Annotated in this window: 13 protein-coding genes; 6 read left to right on the top strand and 7 right to left on the bottom strand. The window is 62.6% G+C overall.

Annotated elements, in window-relative coordinates:
* Positions 1–47 precede the first annotated feature (47 nt).
* The 3 genes from M2A_RS13550 (at position 48) to M2A_RS13540 (ending at position 2545) form a co-directional block, all read left to right on the top strand.
* Entirely contained in the window at positions 48–614 is a 567-nt protein-coding gene (locus M2A_RS13550; protein ID WP_156101770.1) for an FMN-binding protein, read from the top strand.
* Positions 607–1344 carry a PepSY-associated TM helix domain-containing protein gene (locus tag M2A_RS13545; protein ID WP_045448555.1) on the top strand — a complete coding sequence of 246 codons (738 nt, stop codon included), beginning with the start codon at positions 607–609 and terminating at the stop codon, positions 1342–1344. Before M2A_RS13550 ends, M2A_RS13545 begins: the two co-directional genes overlap by 8 nt.
* Positions 1345–1459: 115 nt before the next feature.
* Positions 1460–2545, top strand: a complete 1086-nt coding sequence (locus M2A_RS13540) for a zinc-binding dehydrogenase (RefSeq protein WP_045448553.1) — start codon at positions 1460–1462, stop codon at positions 2543–2545.
* 102 nt (positions 2546–2647) lie between these two features.
* On the opposite strand, the gene M2A_RS13535 is transcribed toward M2A_RS13540, so the two are convergent.
* The 7 genes from M2A_RS13535 to M2A_RS13505 all read right to left on the bottom strand — a co-directional run bounded on the left by M2A_RS13535 (position 2648) and on the right by M2A_RS13505 (position 10750).
* Positions 2648–4105: a methyl-accepting chemotaxis protein gene (locus tag M2A_RS13535; protein ID WP_045448551.1), complete on the bottom strand. Its 1458-nt coding sequence runs from the start codon at positions 4103–4105 to the stop codon at positions 2648–2650.
* Complete coding sequence (locus tag M2A_RS13530) at positions 4102–4482, bottom strand: hypothetical protein (protein WP_147446311.1); 381 nt, start codon at positions 4480–4482, stop codon at positions 4102–4104. Before M2A_RS13530 ends, M2A_RS13535 begins: the two co-directional genes overlap by 4 nt.
* Before the next feature lie 178 nt (positions 4483–4660).
* Positions 4661–6118 carry a methyl-accepting chemotaxis protein gene (locus tag M2A_RS18475; protein WP_052379493.1) on the bottom strand — a complete coding sequence of 486 codons (1458 nt, stop codon included), beginning with the start codon at positions 6116–6118 and terminating at the stop codon, positions 4661–4663.
* A complete protein-coding gene (locus M2A_RS13520; protein WP_045448547.1) occupies positions 6119–6472 on the bottom strand; it encodes a hypothetical protein in 354 nt (117 codons plus the stop codon).
* A gap of 187 nt (positions 6473–6659) precedes the next feature.
* Positions 6660–7163 carry a hypothetical protein gene (locus M2A_RS13515; protein WP_045448545.1) on the bottom strand — a complete coding sequence of 168 codons (504 nt, stop codon included), beginning with the start codon at positions 7161–7163 and terminating at the stop codon, positions 6660–6662.
* Positions 7164–7189: 26 nt separating this feature from the next.
* Entirely contained in the window at positions 7190–8593 is a 1404-nt protein-coding gene (locus M2A_RS13510; RefSeq protein ID WP_197052943.1) for a phospholipase D-like domain-containing protein, read from the bottom strand.
* A 78-nt stretch (positions 8594–8671) separates the two neighbouring features.
* Positions 8672–10750 carry a TonB-dependent receptor gene (locus M2A_RS13505; protein ID WP_045448541.1) on the bottom strand — a complete coding sequence of 693 codons (2079 nt, stop codon included), beginning with the start codon at positions 10748–10750 and terminating at the stop codon, positions 8672–8674.
* A 287-nt stretch (positions 10751–11037) separates the two neighbouring features.
* Here M2A_RS13505 and M2A_RS13500 point away from each other — a divergent pair, with 287 nt between their 5' ends.
* Genes M2A_RS13500 through M2A_RS13490 form a run of 3 tightly spaced genes read left to right on the top strand, consistent with a single transcriptional unit; the run spans position 11038 to position 16696 of the window.
* Positions 11038–12168 carry an efflux RND transporter periplasmic adaptor subunit gene (locus tag M2A_RS13500; protein WP_156101769.1) on the top strand — a complete coding sequence of 377 codons (1131 nt, stop codon included), beginning with the start codon at positions 11038–11040 and terminating at the stop codon, positions 12166–12168.
* Positions 12165–15281, top strand: coding sequence for an efflux RND transporter permease subunit (locus M2A_RS13495; protein ID WP_045448539.1), 3117 nt, complete (start codon positions 12165–12167; stop codon positions 15279–15281). The genes M2A_RS13500 and M2A_RS13495 overlap by 4 nt, the downstream gene beginning before the upstream one ends.
* Entirely contained in the window at positions 15278–16696 is a 1419-nt protein-coding gene (locus tag M2A_RS13490; protein WP_052379491.1) for an efflux transporter outer membrane subunit, read from the top strand. The genes M2A_RS13495 and M2A_RS13490 overlap by 4 nt, the downstream gene beginning before the upstream one ends.
* The last annotated feature ends 7 nt before the right edge of the window (positions 16697–16703 follow it).

The following is a 16703-nucleotide window of genomic DNA, read 5'->3' as shown; positions in this document are numbered from 1 at the left end:
GGTCCGTAGAGTTTGTCTTTCCCTTGCGGAGCAGCTAGGAAACGGTGATGAGCGTGATGCACCTTTTTTTCAGAATGGCTTTCCTGCGCCTTTGGGCGGCAGCCATGCTGTGCGCCGCTTTTTCCGGGGGGGCATGGGCAGAAGATGTGTTTCTGGAGCCCGATGCCTTTCTGGCGGAGGTTTTCGGCGGGGCGGAGGCCGTGCCGGAGCCGGATAAGCTCTGGCTGACCGATGAGGTGCGCGCCGGTGCCAAAGCCATTCTCGACCGTGAGATGCAGGGCCTGAGGCTGAGTTACTGGCAGGATGGGCCGCGCACGGTCTGGATATTGGAAGAGATCGGCAAGACCCGCCCCATCACCACGGGCATTGCGGTGAAGGACGGCGCGATCGAGCGGGTGCAGATATTGATTTACCGCGAAAGCCATGGCTGGGAAGTGCGCTATCCCTTTTTCACCGATCAGTTCAAAGGGCTGCGTCTCGATGACGAGGCAGAGCTGACGGGCCGGGTGGACGGTATTTCCGGGGCAACGCTTTCGGTCCGCGCGATCCGCAAATTGGCGCGCCTTGCCCTTTGGCTTGATGCGCAGGTGCAGGCGGAGGGCTCGGGTGGATAAAATTTCCTGGCGCCGCGCGCTTTACGTTTGGCACCGGCGGATCGGCATCACGACGGCCTTCTTCGTGCTCTTTCTTTCCGTAACGGGACTGCTGCTGCATCACGGCGAGCGGCTGGGTTTCGATAAGGCGCAAATTTCCGCATCCTGGCTGCTTTCCTGGTACGGCATCGAGGCGCCGCAGCCGGGACCGGGGTTCAAGGCTGGCGGGCTCTGGCTTGCCGGGCTTGGAGAAGATGCGGTGGCGGCGGGCACGCATCTTCATGTGAATGCGGGCGGCTCTTTGAAAGGGGCGGTGGAACTTGGCGGCGATATCGTTGCGGTGACGGAGAGCCGCGCGTTGCTTTTGACGGGAGACGGGCAATTGCTGGAAAGCCTTGCCCTGCCGGCACCGCCCGGTAAAGAGATTTTGAAGGCAGGGCAAGCGGCTGCGCGCCTTGCGGTTGAAACGCCGGACGGGGCCTATGCTACGTCGCTGGCGCTGCCCCGCTGGCAGCCTCTCGAAGGAGAGGTGCGCTGGGCCGAGCCGCAATCTTTGCCGGGGGATGTTGCAGAGCGCTTTGCCGGACTTTACCGGGGCGAAGGCTTGCCCCTTTCCCGCATCCTGCTCGACATGCATACGGGCCGCTTCTTTGCCGATGCCGGTCCCTTCGTCATGGACCTCGCGGCGATCGGCCTGATCGCTCTTTCTTTGACCGGCATTGTGCTCTGGTGGCGGCTGCGCCACTTCTGATCCGCCTTGGCGCCGCCAGCATTTAGCGCTTGCAGCGGGCGGGCCGGTCTGGTTCCATTCCTTATCAAAAATAGACCGGGGTCTAGAAAAAGATCCTGCTTGAGGGAGGAAGAGCATGCGTGCGGCAATTTTCCGGGACGGCGGCCTCGTCGTCGACACGATGGATGTGCCCGAGCCCGGCGATGGGCAGGTATTGGTGAAAACGCTGGCCTGCGGGATTTGCGGCTCGGACCTGCACGCGCTGCATCACGCCCAGCATATGGTGGATGTGGCCGAGCGGACGGGCTCGAAAAGTTTCAAGATGGACCTGAAGCGGGACATCGTCTTCGGCCACGAGTTCTGCGCCGAAATTCTCGATCACGGGCCGGGCACGCAAAAGACGCTGAAGGCGGGCACGCGGGTTTGCTCCATGCCGCTGGCGCTGAACGCTACGGGTATCGAACCTGTCGGTTATTCGAACAATCTGCCGGGCGGCTATGCGGAAAACATGGTGCTCAATGAGATGCTGCTGCTCGAAGTGCCGAACGGGCTGCCGACGGAGCAGGCGGCGCTGACCGAGCCCATGGCGGTGGGCTGGCATGCGGTGCAGAAGGCCAATCTGACGAAGGAAGACGTGCCGCTCGTCATCGGCTGCGGGCCGGTCGGCCTTGCCGTCATCGCCGGTTTGAAGATCGCCGGGGCGGGCCCCATCATCGCGGCGGATTTCTCGCCCAAGCGGCGCAAATTCGCGGAAATGATGGGCGCCGATATCGTGCTCGATCCCGCCGAGACCTCGCCTTACAAGCGCTGGACGGAAGAGGCGGCGCCGGAGGGGTACGATCCCGACAGCATGATGACGCTGCTCGGCCTTGGCCCGCAATTGCGCCCTGGCGTGATTTTCGAATGCGTGGGCGTGCCCGGTATCATTCAGCAAATGCTGGAAGGCGCGCCCAAAGCCGCGCGCATCATCGTTGTGGGCGTGTGCATGGAGAAAGATCACATCGAGCCGATCTTCGCCATCAACAAGGAACTCAATCTGCAATTCGTGCTGGGCTATACGCCGGATGAGTTTGCGCAAAGCCTGCATCATCTGGCCGAAGGCAAGATCGAGGGGGAGGCGCTGGTGACGGGCAAAGTCGGTGTCGAGGGCGTCGAGCAGGCCTTCAAGGATCTGGCGAGCCCGGATGTGCATGCGAAAATTCTGGTCGAGCCCTGGCGCTAATCTGGACTGGCGGCGGCAAATAAAGAAGGCGCGGGGATAACCGCCGCGCCTTCTTCGCCCCGCCCTTTAAAGGGCCCCGCCCCTTAAGGCTTTGCTAGATATTTAGCCGGCCCGGATCTGGGCAACGAAGCTTTGGACTTCACTTTCCAGCACTTCGATCTGGTTGTGCAAATCGTTCACCGAGGCGCCGACTTCTTGCGCGGCCGCGCCGGTTTCCTCGGCCGAGCGGCGCACATCCGCCATGGTCTGGGAAACGGCCTGCGTGCTTTGCGAGGCGCTTTGCGTCGAGCGGGTGATTTCCTGCGTCGCATGCGCCTGCTGTTCCACGGCGGCGGAGACGGAGGAACTGACTTCGTTCATGACGCTGATGCGCTCGCGGATCGTGGAAATCGACTGCACCGTCTCGTCGGTCGCCGACTGGATCGATTTGATCTGGCCGGTGATTTCCTCGGTGGCTTTCGCCGTCTGCGTGGCAAGGTCTTTGACTTCGGCCGCCACGACGGCAAAGCCTTTGCCGGCCTCGCCCGCGCGGGCCGCCTCGATCGTGGCATTGAGGGCGAGCAGGTTCGTCTGTTCGGCAATGTCGTTGATGAGGCCGATGATCTCGCCGATCTTGTTGGCGGTATTGGCAAGCGCCTGAACACGCCCGTCCGTGTCGTCCACTTCTTTGGCGGCGGCGGACGCGATGGAGGCGGTTTCGGCCACACGCTGCGAAATCTCACGGATCGAGCTCGACATTTCTTCCGCCGAGGCGGCGATCACTTCCACATTGTGCGAGGCTTCGGCGGCGTTGCCCGTTACCGTTTCGACTTGCGAGCGGGCTTCGGCCGTGCGCGCGCTCATGCGTTCACCCGCGCCGCGCATTTTCTGCGCGTGCTCGGCCACGAGAGAGACGACACCGCCGACTTTCTTCTCGAACATTTCGGCAAGGGAGCTGCGCTCGTCATGACGCGCGCGCGAGGCGCGTTCATCGGCTTCGGCGCGTTCCTTCGCCATTTTTTCGGTTTCTTCCAGCGCGTCGTGGGCTTTGGCAAGCGCGCCGTCCGCTTCTTCGAAGGCGGCGACAAGCTGGTGGCAATAATAGATCAGCGCCGCCGATTCCAGCACCACGACGCCGGCATGAATGACGAGGCGGACATAAGCCGCATCCCCCGGCCAAAGCGCGGCGGGCAGAAAGAGATTGAGCATCAGGTGATGCACGGCGACGGTGGCAGCGGCAGCCAGAATGGCGCGCCAGTCGACCAGGGGCACCAGAATGGCAAGCCCGGCCATGAAATAAAGATGCATGTCGAGCTGATAGGGATGCCCCATCAACTGATAGACGCAAAGACTGATCATCGCCATGAAGGAGACGGCAGCGGTCTGGCGCGTGACCGTACTGTCCGGCTGCGTGCGCCAGAGAAAAGTCGTTGCGCCGGCCAGCGCCGCTGCCGCGGCTGCCGAGGCGATGAACGGCGTGCCGTTCACCGCGCCCAAAAGCGCGATGAAGGGCACATGCGCCCAAAGAAACGGCACGAATAATTTCAAGGCATTTTGGCGAAGGCGCGCGGTATTCGTCATAGGACAGCTCCGGGGGTTGCGAGCAGCGCAGAAGGCTGCGTTGGTGCGGCCGACCGTGAAGAAGAAAAACAAGTGCCCGAATTGCGGGCGGAAAATGCGAACCAAAGCGGTGCCTGGGCAAGGCGCTGGCTCACGTCACCGGGCTCTGCAAAACGGGCAATGACAATATTGCTCATCCGGCCCGGGGCGAGCACGCCGCCGCCGGCCTCGGTAACGAAAGCGGCAGCTTCGGCAAAGCCGGTGCCTGGCGCGAAGAAAAGACCGAAAGTGTCCGCGTCACGCGCCGGGGCAGCGTGGAGCACGGACAGCAATCCGGCAGAAGCTGCGATCAGCAGCGCGGGCAGCCAGGCCATGTTTTCCCTCGTCCGGTGCGCCATCGCGTCCATCCTGGACCCTTTGGTGAAATTACAAGTTTTCCGGGTATCCGGTTGATCACTAACTTATGAGGGAAACGATTAAAATTTCCTGAGAACGGGCTGCGGCGCTTTGGCCAAAAGAAAACCCGGCACAAGGCCGGGCTTTCAAAAGGGGGCAGGCGGAGAATAAGGGGATATTTTATCCTGTCTTGATCTGGGTAAGGAAGTTCTGCACCTCGTCCTCCAGGAAAACAACCTCCTTGTCGAGGCTGAGCACCGCCGAGCCCACGGCTTTGGCGGCCTCGCCCGTGGTTTCTGCGGATTGGCGCACCTGCTGCATCGTGCCCGAGACATGCTGGGTGCTGGCTGCCGCGCTTTTGGTGCCGCGGGTGATCTCTTCGGTAGCGAGGCTTTGCTCTTCCACGGCGGCGGAAACGGAGACGGAGATTTCGTTGATGACGCCGATCCGCTCGCGGATATTGGCGATGGACTGCACCGTGTCGTCGGTCGCCCCTTGAATGGACTTGATCTGGGCGGTGATTTCCTCCGTTGCCTTGGCGGTTTGGGTTGCCAGATCCTTGACCTCGGAGGCGACGACGGCAAAGCCGCGCCCGGCATCGCCCGCCCGCGCCGCCTCGATCGTGGCGTTGAGGGCGAGCAGGTTCGTTTGCTCGGCGATGTCGTTAATGAGGTCGATGATCTCGCCGATCTTGTTGGCGGTGTGGGAGAGGGTTTGCACCCGGCTGTCCGTCATATCGACTTCCTTGGCGGCAGCGGTGGCAAGCGTGGCGGTTTCGGCCACGCGCTCGGCGCTTTCGCGGATGGCGCTGGCCATCTGCTCGGCGGAGCCTGCAATCGTTTCGACATTGCCGGAGGCTTCGCCGGCGGCATCCGTCGCGCTTTCCACCTGCTCGAGCGAGGCTGCCGCATTCTCGTCCATGTTCCGGGCAACATCGCGCATGGCGGCGACGTGCTGGGAAACGGTTTTCACGACTTGCCCGACTTTTTTCTCGAACGCTTCGGCAAGAGCCCGGTTGGCGTTTTCCTTGGCCTGCCTGTTGCGCTCCTCGGCGGCGCGCCGTTCTTCATTCGCCTGGCGCTGAGCGTCGCTGAGCTCGGCACGGGCTCTGTCGAGCGCGCCTTCGGCCTCACGGAAGGCGGCAACGAGCTGCTCGCAGCAATAGTAAAGAACGGCCGTTTCCAGCACCACGACGCCTGCGTGAATGGCAAGGCGGATATAAGCCGTGTCCCCGGGCCAAAGAGCAAAAGGCAGGGCGGCGTTCAAAATGATGTGGTGAGCGAGAACGGTAGCAGCGGCGGCCAGCATGGCGCGCCCGTCCAGCAGCATGACCAGCATGGCAAGGCCGACCATGAAATAAAGATGCACGTCCGGCTGATAGCTGTGCCCGGCAAGTTCGTAGATATAAAGACAGATCATCATCATGAAGGTGATGGCGCCGCTCTGCCGGGTGAGCGTGCTTTCCGGCATCAGCCGCCAAAGCGCGGTGGTGAGCCCCGTCAGAACGACCGCCAATGCTGTAGCGCCCATATAGTCCCGGTCGTTGATCGTACCCAAGATCGGAATGACGGGGATGTGCAGCCAGAGATAAGCGACAAGCCAGGTCATGGCCCGGCGTTGCATGTTGACGGTATTCATCTAAAGGCTCCTTTGGGCAAAGGCAGGCAAGGAAGGCACGGCGCGTTCGCTCGGGGTGAAACAGGTGCCGGTTCCGCGCGGGGTGAAGGAAAACCACAAGGGGGCGCTGTCCGGCAGCATGCCGCGGCCGGGCGCCAGGCGGGCAATGACGATGTTACCGGAAACGCCGGGGCTGAGAACGTCGCCGCCCGCCTGCGTGACGTGATAAGCGGCTTCCGCGAAGCTCGTGCCCGGCGCGAAGACAAGGCCGACCGTGTCTTCGCCCGGTTGCGGCTGGATATGCAAAAGCCCGAGCGCGCCGATGGCGGCGGCGATCAGGGCAGCAGGCATGAGCAAACTCAGTTTGTCTTTCATGGCAGGTTCCATCCTGGGCCCGGCAGGGGAATTGATGCCGGAAGTTCAGGGTGAAACTTATAATTCCGGGTATTAACGGGCGTTGATGGGCCTCTCACAAGGGTGTGAGGGATTGCGCGGCGAAAACCGGATGGCGGCTGCGCCATTGGCCGTTGTTATCTAATTGGCGCTGTCTAACCGGCGCTCTCTAACCGGCGGGGCAGGCAATGCCCGACAAGTGTCCCTTGCGTCCGCGCACCTGGCGCTCTTCTTGAAAGCGGCGGCAGCGGCGCCCTTCCTCGTCGGTGAAGTCTTCGGTGACCCAGAGCGCGCCGCGCGCTTTTTCCCCCGGCGCCTGCCAGGTGACGCGCGTGCCGATGGGCGCGTCCATCAGCTCGCGCATGGCATTGCGGTAGGGCGTTTTCATGGAACCTTGAATGGCGGGACCCTGCGAGCCGCTCAGCGAATAGCCGACCAGCGCGCCGGCAATCACCGCCGCTTTCGTGCCGCCGCCCGAGCCGATCGTCGAGCCGAGAAGAATACCAGCCGCAGGTCCGACGATGCCCGTCCCGCCATCATCGATGCCGCTATCGATGAGCGGCTTCGTTTCGGGCCGCGTGACATCGGGGGCAGGCGCCGGATTTCCCGCGCAGGCGGCGAGCAAAAGCGGCAGGCAGGCTGCGGCGGCGAATGTGCGGAATGGTTTGCGCATGATCGATCCCCGGTTCGGCGCGCGCTTTAAAGGTAAGGCGAAAAGAGCCGCGCGATATTGTCTCTTACCTTGAGCGCGACGGAGCGCTCTTGCAAGGCGCTTATGGTGAGCGGGCGGGCCTTGGCAATGCGGGTGTCGATCTGCCGGTCGACGTCTTCGGCCAGGCTGCGCCCGAAGGCTTCCAGATTGAATTCGAAATTGAGGCGGAGCGAGCGCGCATCCCAGTTCGCCGACCCGAGAAAACTCCAGATACCGTCGATCGTGGTGAGCTTGGTGTGGTCGAAAGGGCCTTGCGTCTCGTAGATGCGGCAGCCGGTTTCGAGCAATTCCTCGAATTGCGGCATCATCGCCCACTTCATATAGAAGAGATTGTTGTTCGCGGGCAGCACGATATCGACTTTCACCCCGCGCATGGCCGCGACGGACAAGGTGGCGCGCAAGGTGGAATCGGGCAGGAAATACGGCGTGACGATGCGGATGCTTTCCTGTGCCTGGGCAATGGCGCCGAGCAGCATCCAGCGCAAGGGATTGCGCGCAAGATCGGGTCCGGAGGGCAGGCCGCGCACGATGAGATCGCCTTTACGCTCGAGCGGCGGGAACCAGAGCGGGCCGGTCAGGATCTCGCCGGTCACGAAATGCCATTCATGGGCAAAAGTGCGCATGAGCTGGCTCACCACCGGCCCTTCCACCTTGAAATGACGGTCGAGAATGGGATGGGCGGGATTGGCTGCGGTCAGATTGCCTTCGGCGATATTCATCGAGCCGGTAAAGCCGTCTGTCCCGTCGACCACCAGGATCTTCTGGTGATTGCGCATGTTCAGATAGGGCATCTGCCAGGGCAGGAAGGAGTGCAGGAAGCGCTCGCAGGGAATGCCTGCCTCGCGCAGATAGTAAACCGCCGAGGGGAAGGAATAATGCGAGCCGACCCCGTCGATGAGGACGCGGACTTTGACGCCGCGCGCTTTGGCCGCCCGCAGCGCTTCGATGAAGTCTTTGCCTGCTCTGTCATGATTGAAAATATAGGTGGAAAGGGCGATGGAGTGCCGCGCGCGGGCGATCGCCTCCAGCATGGCGGGATAGGCTTCATCGCCATTGATGAGCAAGGTGAGGTGATTGCCGGGGCTATAGGGCATTTGCGAGACGGCGCGGCCCAGCTCCATCAGCCGTTCAAGCTGGCGCACGCCGTGATCGGTGCCGGCCATAAGGGAAAGCTCGGCCCCCGTCGGCCCGCTCAGCTCGCCCGTGACATGGCCGCCGGCGCGTAAGGTTTCGGCGCGGCGCTGGATGCGGTTGATGCCGAAAAGAAAATAGATCACCCAGCCCAGAAGCGGCACGAGCAGGATGAGGCCGATCCAGCCCGTGGCGGCCCGCGCATCGCGCTTGGTGAGAAGCGCATGGCCTGCCGCCCCGAGCTGCGCGCTGAGGCTCACAAGACCGATCAGGAGAGGCCAGAGTTCCGTTGTCAGGCCGGCCTCCCTTGTTTTGCGGCGGCAGTCAAGATGCCCGGATCAGAAGCGTACGGAAGCGCCCACATGCAGCGCGCGGTCCTCGCCGGGGAAATAGCGCTCATTGCCGAAGCCGAAATCGGCCCGCTCCGCATAGCGCTTGTCCGCCAGATTGGTAACGCGGGCATAAAGCGAAAGATCCTCGCGCACATCCGCCTCGATACGCAGGTTGAAAATGTCGTGGCCGGCATAGCGCACCGAATTGGCCGGGTTGGTGTAGTAGTCGCCCACATGCACCCATTCCAGTTCCGAGCGCGCGCGCCCTTGCCAGAAGACATAGCCGAGCCGCGCATTCGCCAAGGTGCGCGGGGCGCTGTCCACATCCGTGCCCTCCCGAATATTGTTGCTGAGCGGGCTGGTTGCAACGGTCCGGTTGAAATCATATTCGTGCACGGCATAGCTTGCCGAGGCGCCGAAGTCGAACCCTGCGATGAGCGGGGTAAAGACATCGAGCTCGACACCGTAATGTTTCGTGCGCCCGTCGGTGACGTTGAAGCCGTCCGAATCGCGGAAGAAGAAATTCTTCTTCTTCATGTAATAGGCGGCCGCTTCATATTCGAGTGTGCCCCAGGTGCCGCGCGCCCCGACTTCCAGACTGTCCAGCTTTTCCGATTCCACTTCGCCTGCCACCTGGTTGGCCTGCAAACGGTAAAGGTCGGTCGTTTGCGGTGCGCGTGCGGCGCGCTTCCAATTGACGAAGCCGGTGATCTCTTCGGAAAACGTATGCGCGATGCCGAGCTTCGGGGTGACGTTGGTGAATGTGTCGCGCCGGTCGGCGGCGCGGCGGAAGCGGCCCGTCACGCCCGTTGCCGTGCGGTTGTCATATTCGTAGATCGTGTGTTCGAGGCGCACGCCGGCGGTGAGTTCCGTTCTCTCGCCCAGTGCCCAGATCGTATGCACATATGGCGCAAGCACCGTTGCATCGACCGTATAGTCGTAATGGGTGCCTTGCACGAAGGAGAAGACGGTCGGTCCTTCCTGATCTTCGCGCAGGTACCCTTCGGTATATTCCGCATCGCCGCCCAGAATGATCGTGTGACCGCCTTCCGTTTCGTGGATGAGCGAGCTTTGCACGCCCGTGCTCCAATGGCCGGTTTCCTCGATCGCCCCGCCCGGCAGGAAATGCAGCGCAAAGCGCAGGCGGTTTTCGCGGGCATAAGGGGTGATGTTGACGGACCAGTTCTCGTTCAGCTCGCGCGTCCAGTGCAGCGCGGCGCGCACGGCCCAGGCATCGCGGAAGGCCTCCGGGCTCGTATTGCCCTTGCGCACCGCAACGTCGCGGAAGGCGGTGGGGCCTTCCGCAAAGCTGGCCGTTTCCTGATTGAGGTTGTGGCTTGAAAGCGTGAAGAAGATGTCGTCCGCGCCCTTGGAATAATCATAGCGCAGCTGCGCCTTTTGCTGGCCGAAGCCGGAAGCGGCGCGGAAACCGTCATCCTCGGCAAAGGTCAGGCTGCCGAGAAGGCCGTGGCTCGCCTCTCCGTCCTGCCAGCTCGTGCTTGCCGTGTTGGTGGTGTGAAAGAGCCCGTGCGGCCCGACCCAGACATCCGAGACGCCGGAGAAACCGGCTTCAGGTTCCGGCGAAAGCACATTGATCAGCCCATGCACGGCGTTGGAGCCATAGCGCGCGCTGCCCGGCCCGCGAATGATTTCGATCCCGCCCGCCGTTTCGGTGATGCTTTCGAAAAGCGCGTTCACATTGGCAAAACCTGCCGCGCGGGTGGGCACGCCGTCTTCAAGGTAAAGGAACGAGCCTGCGCCCGCCCCGCCGCTCAGCACGGGCGAGCGGATGGAGACGAGACTTTCCTGGCCGTTATTGCGGTGGATATAAACGCCGGGGGCGCGGTTCAAAAGCTCGCTGTAATGATCGGCCTTGACGAAATCGATTTCCCGTTCGGGGATCTTGGCGACATTGCCCGGATGGGTAAGGCGGGCGGTGCCGGTGCTTGTGCTGGTGACGACGACTTCCCCCTTTAAAGAGGCCGGGTCTTCGGCTGCCGCCGGGCCGCTGACTGCAAGAAAAAATGCGGGCAGGATCAAGACCTGCGAAAATGCGAAGGGACGCCCCCATACTCCGTAACGCATACGTAAAACTCTCCTCCCACTGAAGCACCGGCTCATGTTCTCCGGCCGTGCATTCAGGCGGCACTTCCCGCCTTTCTTTTGCCCGGATCATAGGGAAAACAGGGGCAGGGTGCGAGCCTTGGCGCGCTATGCGTGTTCACATGGCCGTTGCCGCCGCGTCAATTGGCACTACCATCAGGCAAATTGAGGCAGAATGGCCTATACTTGCCCGAGGAAGCGCGGGCAGGGTTATTTGCCCGTCACAGAACAATGTTGAAATCGGGCTCTAAGATGAGGCGGTCGGTTTGATGATGGATGGCAGGCGTTGGGCTTTTGGCGGCGGCGCGCTTTTGGCGTTGGCAGCGCTTGTCCTGGCCGTCCAGTTCTGGCCCTCCGGCCCGGCGGCTGAGGGCGCGGCTGGGGGAAACGGACCTGCCCGCGCCAGCCGCGCGGCCCCCGTCATCGTGGAAAAAGTGACATTCCGGCCCGAGCGCACGCGTCTTGAAGCGGTGGGCACGTCGCGGGCTCTTAAATCCGTCACGATCCATCCAGCGGTTTCGGGTGAGGTAACGGCGGTGGAATTCACGCCGGGCGAGAAGGTGGAGGCGGGCGATCTTCTGGTCGGGCTTGAAAAGCGTGAAGAAGAGCTTGCTGCCGAGCTTGCCAAAGTACGCCTTGAAGACGCAAAGCGCCTGGTTGCCCGCTACGGGCGCACGCGCGGCAGCGGCGCCGTCTCCGCCACCACGATCGATGCGGCGCGCACCGCGCTCGATGAAGCTAAGATCGCGCTCGGCCGGGCGCAAGTGGCGCTCGATTTCCGCTCCATCAAAGCGCCCTTCGGCGGCTATGTCGGGATTACCGATGTCGATGTGGGCGATAGGATCGGCCCCGACACCGCGATCACGACGCTGGACGACCGCTCTTCTTTGCTCGTCAGCTTCGATGTGCCGGAAGTTTTCATCAGCCGGTTGGACGTCGGCACGCCCATCATGGTCTCCACCTGGGCGCAGAGCGGGCCGAAGGAAGAGGGCCGCGTGGTGGATGTGGGCAGCCGCATCGATCCGCAAAGCCGCACTTTCGTGACCCGCGCCCGCGTCGATAATGAAGCCGACCGGCTGCGCCCCGGCATGAGCTTTCGCGTTGTTATCGATCTGGAAGGGCCGCTTTATGCCGTGGTGCCGGAGGTTTCGGTGCAATGGGGCGGGGACGGATCTTATCTTTGGGCGGTGCGCGGCGGCAAGGCCGAGCGGGTTTCGGTCACCATCGTGCAGCGCCAGGAAGGCCATGTGCTGGTCGACGGCGCGCTTGAAAAAGGCGATCTCGTCGTCAAGGAAGGCCTGCAGCGGATGCGCGAGGGGCTGGATGTCAGTTACCGGGAAGGCGATGTGATCGCGGAAGACGAAGCGGCGGATGCGGACGGCGCGGAGCGGCGCTTATGAGCGGGGAGGACGACCTTCCCGCGCTCAGTATCCGCCGGCCCTTGCTGGTGTTTGTCGCCAATCTGCTCATTGCCATTGCCGGCTTTGCGGCAATCTTTGCGGTGGAAGTGCGCGAGCTTCCCGATGTCGACCGGCCCATCGTTTCGGTGCGCGCGCAATATCCAGGCGCCTCGCCCGAAACCATGGATGCGGAAGTCACCAGTGTCATCGAGGGCGCGGTGGCGCGGGTGACGGGGGTAAAATCCCTCGAATCTTCCAGTGAAGAAAATAACGGGCGCATCCGCGTCGAGTTTTCCCCGAGCTTCGATCTGGATACCGCCGCCTCCGATGTGCGCGAGGCGGTGAGCCGGATCGAGCGCGAACTGCCCGAGGATGTGGAGCAGCTCACCGTCGTCAAGGCGGATGAAAACGCTGATCCGATTATCCGCATCGCCGCCGTTTCCGATGTGCTGGTGCGCGAGGAGCTGACGCGGCTCGTTGAAAACGACATCGTGCCCGCGCTCATTGCCGTGGAAGGGGTGGCGGATGTGCGCCTTTTCGGCGACCGCGAGCGCCTCTTGCGTGTGGTTGTCGATCCGATGCGGCTGACAAGCTACGGGCTTTCGGTCGCCGATATAGCGGACACGCTTGAAACCGTGCCTTTCGATGTGCCGACCGGCTCCTTCCGCTCGGACGATCAGGAGCTGATCGTGCGGGCCGATGCCTCCGTCATCGCCGCCCAGCAGGTGGAAAACATCATCATTCGCGGCACGACACGGATAGGTGATGTCGCGCAGGTTTTTTTCGGGCCCGAAGATGCCACCTCTTATGTGCGCTTCCGCGATCAAACGGTGATCGGGCTCGGTATCATCCGCCAGGCGCAGTCCAATACGATCCAGATTTCCGACGGGGTAGAGCGGGCGCTTGAAAAACTCAATGCCCGCTTCGATACGCTCGAGCTTGTCAAAACTTCCGATGATGCCACCTTCATTCGCGGCTCGGTGCGCGAGGTGCTGACGAGCCTCGCGCTCACCATCATGATCGTGGTTGCAACGATCTGGGTGTTCATCGGCTCGTTACGCGCGACGCTCGTGCCGGCGGCGGCCATTCCCATCTCGCTCATCGGCACGGTGGCGGCGATTTGGCTGCTCGGCTTTTCCATCAATATTCTCACCCTGCTCGCGCTCGTGCTCGCAACGGGCATGATCGTCGACGATGCGATCGTGGTGCTGGAGAACATTCAGCGCCGCAGAGCCCAGGGCCTTGCCGCGCGGGCCGCCGCCGTGCTCGGTACGCGGCAGGTTTTCTTTGCGGTGGTGGCGACGACGGCGGTGCTTGTCTCGGTTTTTCTGCCGATTTCCTTTTTGCCGAGCACAGCCGGGCGGCTTTTCCGCGAGTTCGGTTTCGTGCTGGCCATTGCGGTGATGATTTCTTCTTTCGTGGCCCTTTCGCTCGTTCCTTCTTTGAGCGCGCGCATCCCTGACGAGACGCCGGGCGATCATAAGGTGCGGCATTTCTTTTCCCGCTGGGGCAGCTTTTTTGCGGGCCGCTACGAAAGCTCACTCGCGCTGGCGCTTGCCCATCCCTGGCGCGCTTTCGGCATTGCGCTTCTGGCGGCGGGGCTGTCCGGGGCGCTTTACGGCGCGCTCGATCAGGAACTGCTGCCGGATGAAGACCGGGGGATTTTTTATGTCTTCGCCACAGGGCCGGACGGGGTGGGGCTCAATTATACCGAGCGCCAGGCCGCGCAGATCGAGGCCATTCTTCAGCCCTATGTGGAAAGCGGCGAGATTGCTTCGCTCTTTACGATCGTCGGCATTTACGATTTCAACCGCGCCTTTGTGGTGGCGCGGCTTGCCCCCTGGGACGAGCGGGAGCGGCGCCAGCAGGAAATCGTCTCGGAAATCCGCGGGCCGCTTTCTGAAATTCCTGGCGCGCGCGCTTTCGTGCAAACACCGAACAGCCTTAATCTGCGCGATGATGGCGGCGGATTGGAAGTGGCGCTGATCGGCAATGATTATCTGGAAATCTATGAGGCGGCGAAGAAACTGTCCCTCGCCATCGAAGAGCGCCATCCGGGGCTTACCGATCCTGATATTTCCTATCAGCCGACGCAGCCGCAGCTCTCGCTTATCGTCGACAGGCGCCGGGCGTCCGATCTCGGCATTCCGCTGAGCGATCTTGCCGCGACCTTGCGGGTGATGGTGGATGGAGATGAGATCGCCGATCTGAATGTGGGAGACGAAGCGATCCCGATCTTCTTGGAATCGGCGAGCGGCACGATCAACGATCCCTCGGACCTTGCCAATCTTTATGTCGGCACGGCGTCGGGCGGGCTGGTGCCGATTTCAAGCGTGGTGAGCCTGAAAGAAGAAGGTGTGGCCGCCGAGCTCGACCGGCATATGCAAAGCCGGGCGGTGGAAATCGATGCCGAACTTGCCGAAGGTACGACGCTGTCAGAAGCGGTGACCCAGCTTGAGGTGCTGGCCGATGAGGTGTTGCCGCCCGGCATATCCATGATCCTGCTGGGTGAGGCGGCGACGCTGGAGGAAACCTCGCAAGAAGTCTTGCTCACCTATGTCATTGCTTTCGTGGTGGTCTTTCTTGTGCTGATCGCTCAATTCGAAAGCCTGACCAGTGCCGTGGTGGTTATGGTCACGGTGCCGTTCGGCATCGCGGCGGCCATCCTCGCGCTCTTTCTCACCGGGACCTCGCTCAATGTCTATTCGCAGATCGGGCTTGTCATGCTGATCGGGCTTATGGCGAAGAACGGGATTTTGCTGGTGGAGTTTGCGGATCAGCTCCGCGACAGGGGCTATGAAGTAAAAGAAGCGATTGCCACAAGCGCGCGGGTGCGGTTGCGCCCCGTCGCCATGACCATGATCTCGACCGTGCTGGGCGGTTTGCCGTTGATCTTAAGCGACGGGGCGGGCGCGGAATCGCGCTGGGCCATCGGCTGGGTGATTTTCGGCGGGCTGGGTCTTGCCGGCATCTTCACGCTTTATCTGACGCCGGTCGTTTATCTGGGCGTTGCGCCTTTCTCTAAGGCACGGGCGGCGGAGGCCAGCCGGCTCGATGAGGAACTGCGCCATGCCGAGCGCATTCCTGATGACACGGACGGCACCCCGGCATGAGTGAGCTTGCAAAGAAAAGCGCCTTGCTGCGCGGGCTTGCCGGTGCAGGATTTCTGCTTCTGGCGGGCTGTATGGTGGGGCCGGACTATGTGCCGCCCGAGCCGGATGCGGGCGCAGATTTCGGTGCGACGCTGCCCGGCGAGGCAGGCGCGCGGGCCGAGGAGACGTTGTGGTGGCGGGGCTTTAATGACGACCGGCTCTCCGGCCTCATCGCTAAAGCGCTCGGCGAAAATTATGAAATTGCCGCGGCCCGTGAGCGTTTGCTTCAGGCGCGCGCGCTTGTCGAAGCGGAAGCCGGTGCAGGCGGCCCGCAGCTTGACGGCGCGCTTACCGGCGATGTCGCGAGCCGCACGGGCGGCGGCGGACAAAACGGGCAGACGGAAGGAGAAGTAAGTGCGGGCGCGCTTTTCTCCTGGGTGCCGGATCTTTTCGGCGGGCAGCGGCGGGCCGTTGAAGCGGCGGAAGCGGAAAGCCTGGCCCGCGCGCTTTTGGAGGCAGACATTGCCCGGCTCACGGCGGCGGATGTGGCGCGGCGCTATACCGAAGCGCGGCGGGATTATGCGCGTCTCGGTCTCGTCAATCAGTCGCTCGAATTGCAGCGGGAGACCTTGCGCCTTGTGGAAACGCGCTTCGAAGCCGGGTTGACGGCCCGGCTCGATGTGAAACGGGCCGAGGCCGATCTTGCCGCAACGCGTGCGCAAGCCCCGCAGCTTGAACGTTCCGCCAAAGCCGCTCTGCATGCGCTTGCGGTATTGACGGGCGAGCGGGCCGGGGATTTCGCAAAGGCCGGTATCGGCGAGGGGTCTATTCCGGCTTTCGAGGGCGGGCCTGCCGCGGGCTTGCCGCGGGACATGGTGCGCCGGCGCGCCGACCTTCGCGCGGCGGAAGCCGAGCTTGCGCGCGCCACGGCATTGATCGGGGTGGAAGAGGCCGATCTTTATCCCCTGCTTTCGCTGCCGGGGCGGCTCAGTTTCAATCTGGAAGACCTGGGAAGCGGGAATGTTGCCGAACTGGTGGTGGCGACGCTGTCGGCAACGCTCGACATTCCGCTTTTCGATGCCGGCACGCGGCGCGCGGAAATCAGCGCGGCGGAAGCCGAAGCACGCGAAGCCTTGCTGCTATACCGGCAAGCGGTGCTGGAAGCGCTGAGCGAAGTGGAAACGGCGCTTGTCTCCGTCGTCTCGGCGCGGGCGCGGCAGGATTATCTTGGCGAAGCGGTGGCGGCGAGCGAGGTGGCCTTTCAGCAGGCCGAAAACCTCTACTCTCAGGGCCTTGCAAGTTTTACCGAAGTGCTCGATGCGCAGCGCTCGCTCCTTTCCAACCGGCAGGAACTTGCGATTGCAAAAAGCGACTTGGCGCTCGCCTTTATCGACCTCTACGCGGCAGCAGGGGCTCCTACGGGGCCCCGCGAATAAATTCGTG

The organism is Tepidicaulis marinus (genome assembly GCF_000739695.1).
Classification (GTDB): Bacteria; Pseudomonadota; Alphaproteobacteria; order Parvibaculales; family Parvibaculaceae; genus Tepidicaulis; species Tepidicaulis marinus.
Note: the sequence above shows the minus strand (reverse complement) of the source record. Positions and strands in the feature narration are given on the sequence as shown.

Bases quoted from the DNA above. Each gene is read 5' to 3' on its own strand.
- M2A_RS13495 (WP_045448539.1), top strand. From the start codon at position 12,165: ATGAGCGGGGAGGACGACCTTCCCGCGCTCAGTATCCGCCGGCCCTTG.
- M2A_RS13515 (WP_045448545.1), bottom strand. From the start codon at position 7,163: ATGCGCAAACCATTCCGCACATTCGCCGCCGCAGCCTGCCTGCCGCTT.
- M2A_RS13540 (WP_045448553.1), top strand. From the start codon at position 1,460: ATGCGTGCGGCAATTTTCCGGGACGGCGGCCTCGTCGTCGACACGATG.
- M2A_RS13530 (WP_147446311.1), bottom strand. From the start codon at position 4,482: ATGGCGCACCGGACGAGGGAAAACATGGCCTGGCTGCCCGCGCTGCTG.
- M2A_RS13535 (WP_045448551.1), bottom strand. From the start codon at position 4,105: ATGACGAATACCGCGCGCCTTCGCCAAAATGCCTTGAAATTATTCGTG.
- M2A_RS18475 (WP_052379493.1), bottom strand. From the start codon at position 6,118: ATGAATACCGTCAACATGCAACGCCGGGCCATGACCTGGCTTGTCGCT.
- M2A_RS13550 (WP_156101770.1), top strand. From the start codon at position 48: ATGAGCGTGATGCACCTTTTTTTCAGAATGGCTTTCCTGCGCCTTTGG.
- M2A_RS13500 (WP_156101769.1), top strand. From the start codon at position 11,038: ATGATGGATGGCAGGCGTTGGGCTTTTGGCGGCGGCGCGCTTTTGGCG.
- M2A_RS13505 (WP_045448541.1), bottom strand. From the start codon at position 10,750: ATGCGTTACGGAGTATGGGGGCGTCCCTTCGCATTTTCGCAGGTCTTG.
- M2A_RS13490 (WP_052379491.1), top strand. From the start codon at position 15,278: ATGAGTGAGCTTGCAAAGAAAAGCGCCTTGCTGCGCGGGCTTGCCGGT.
- M2A_RS13520 (WP_045448547.1), bottom strand. From the start codon at position 6,472: ATGAAAGACAAACTGAGTTTGCTCATGCCTGCTGCCCTGATCGCCGCC.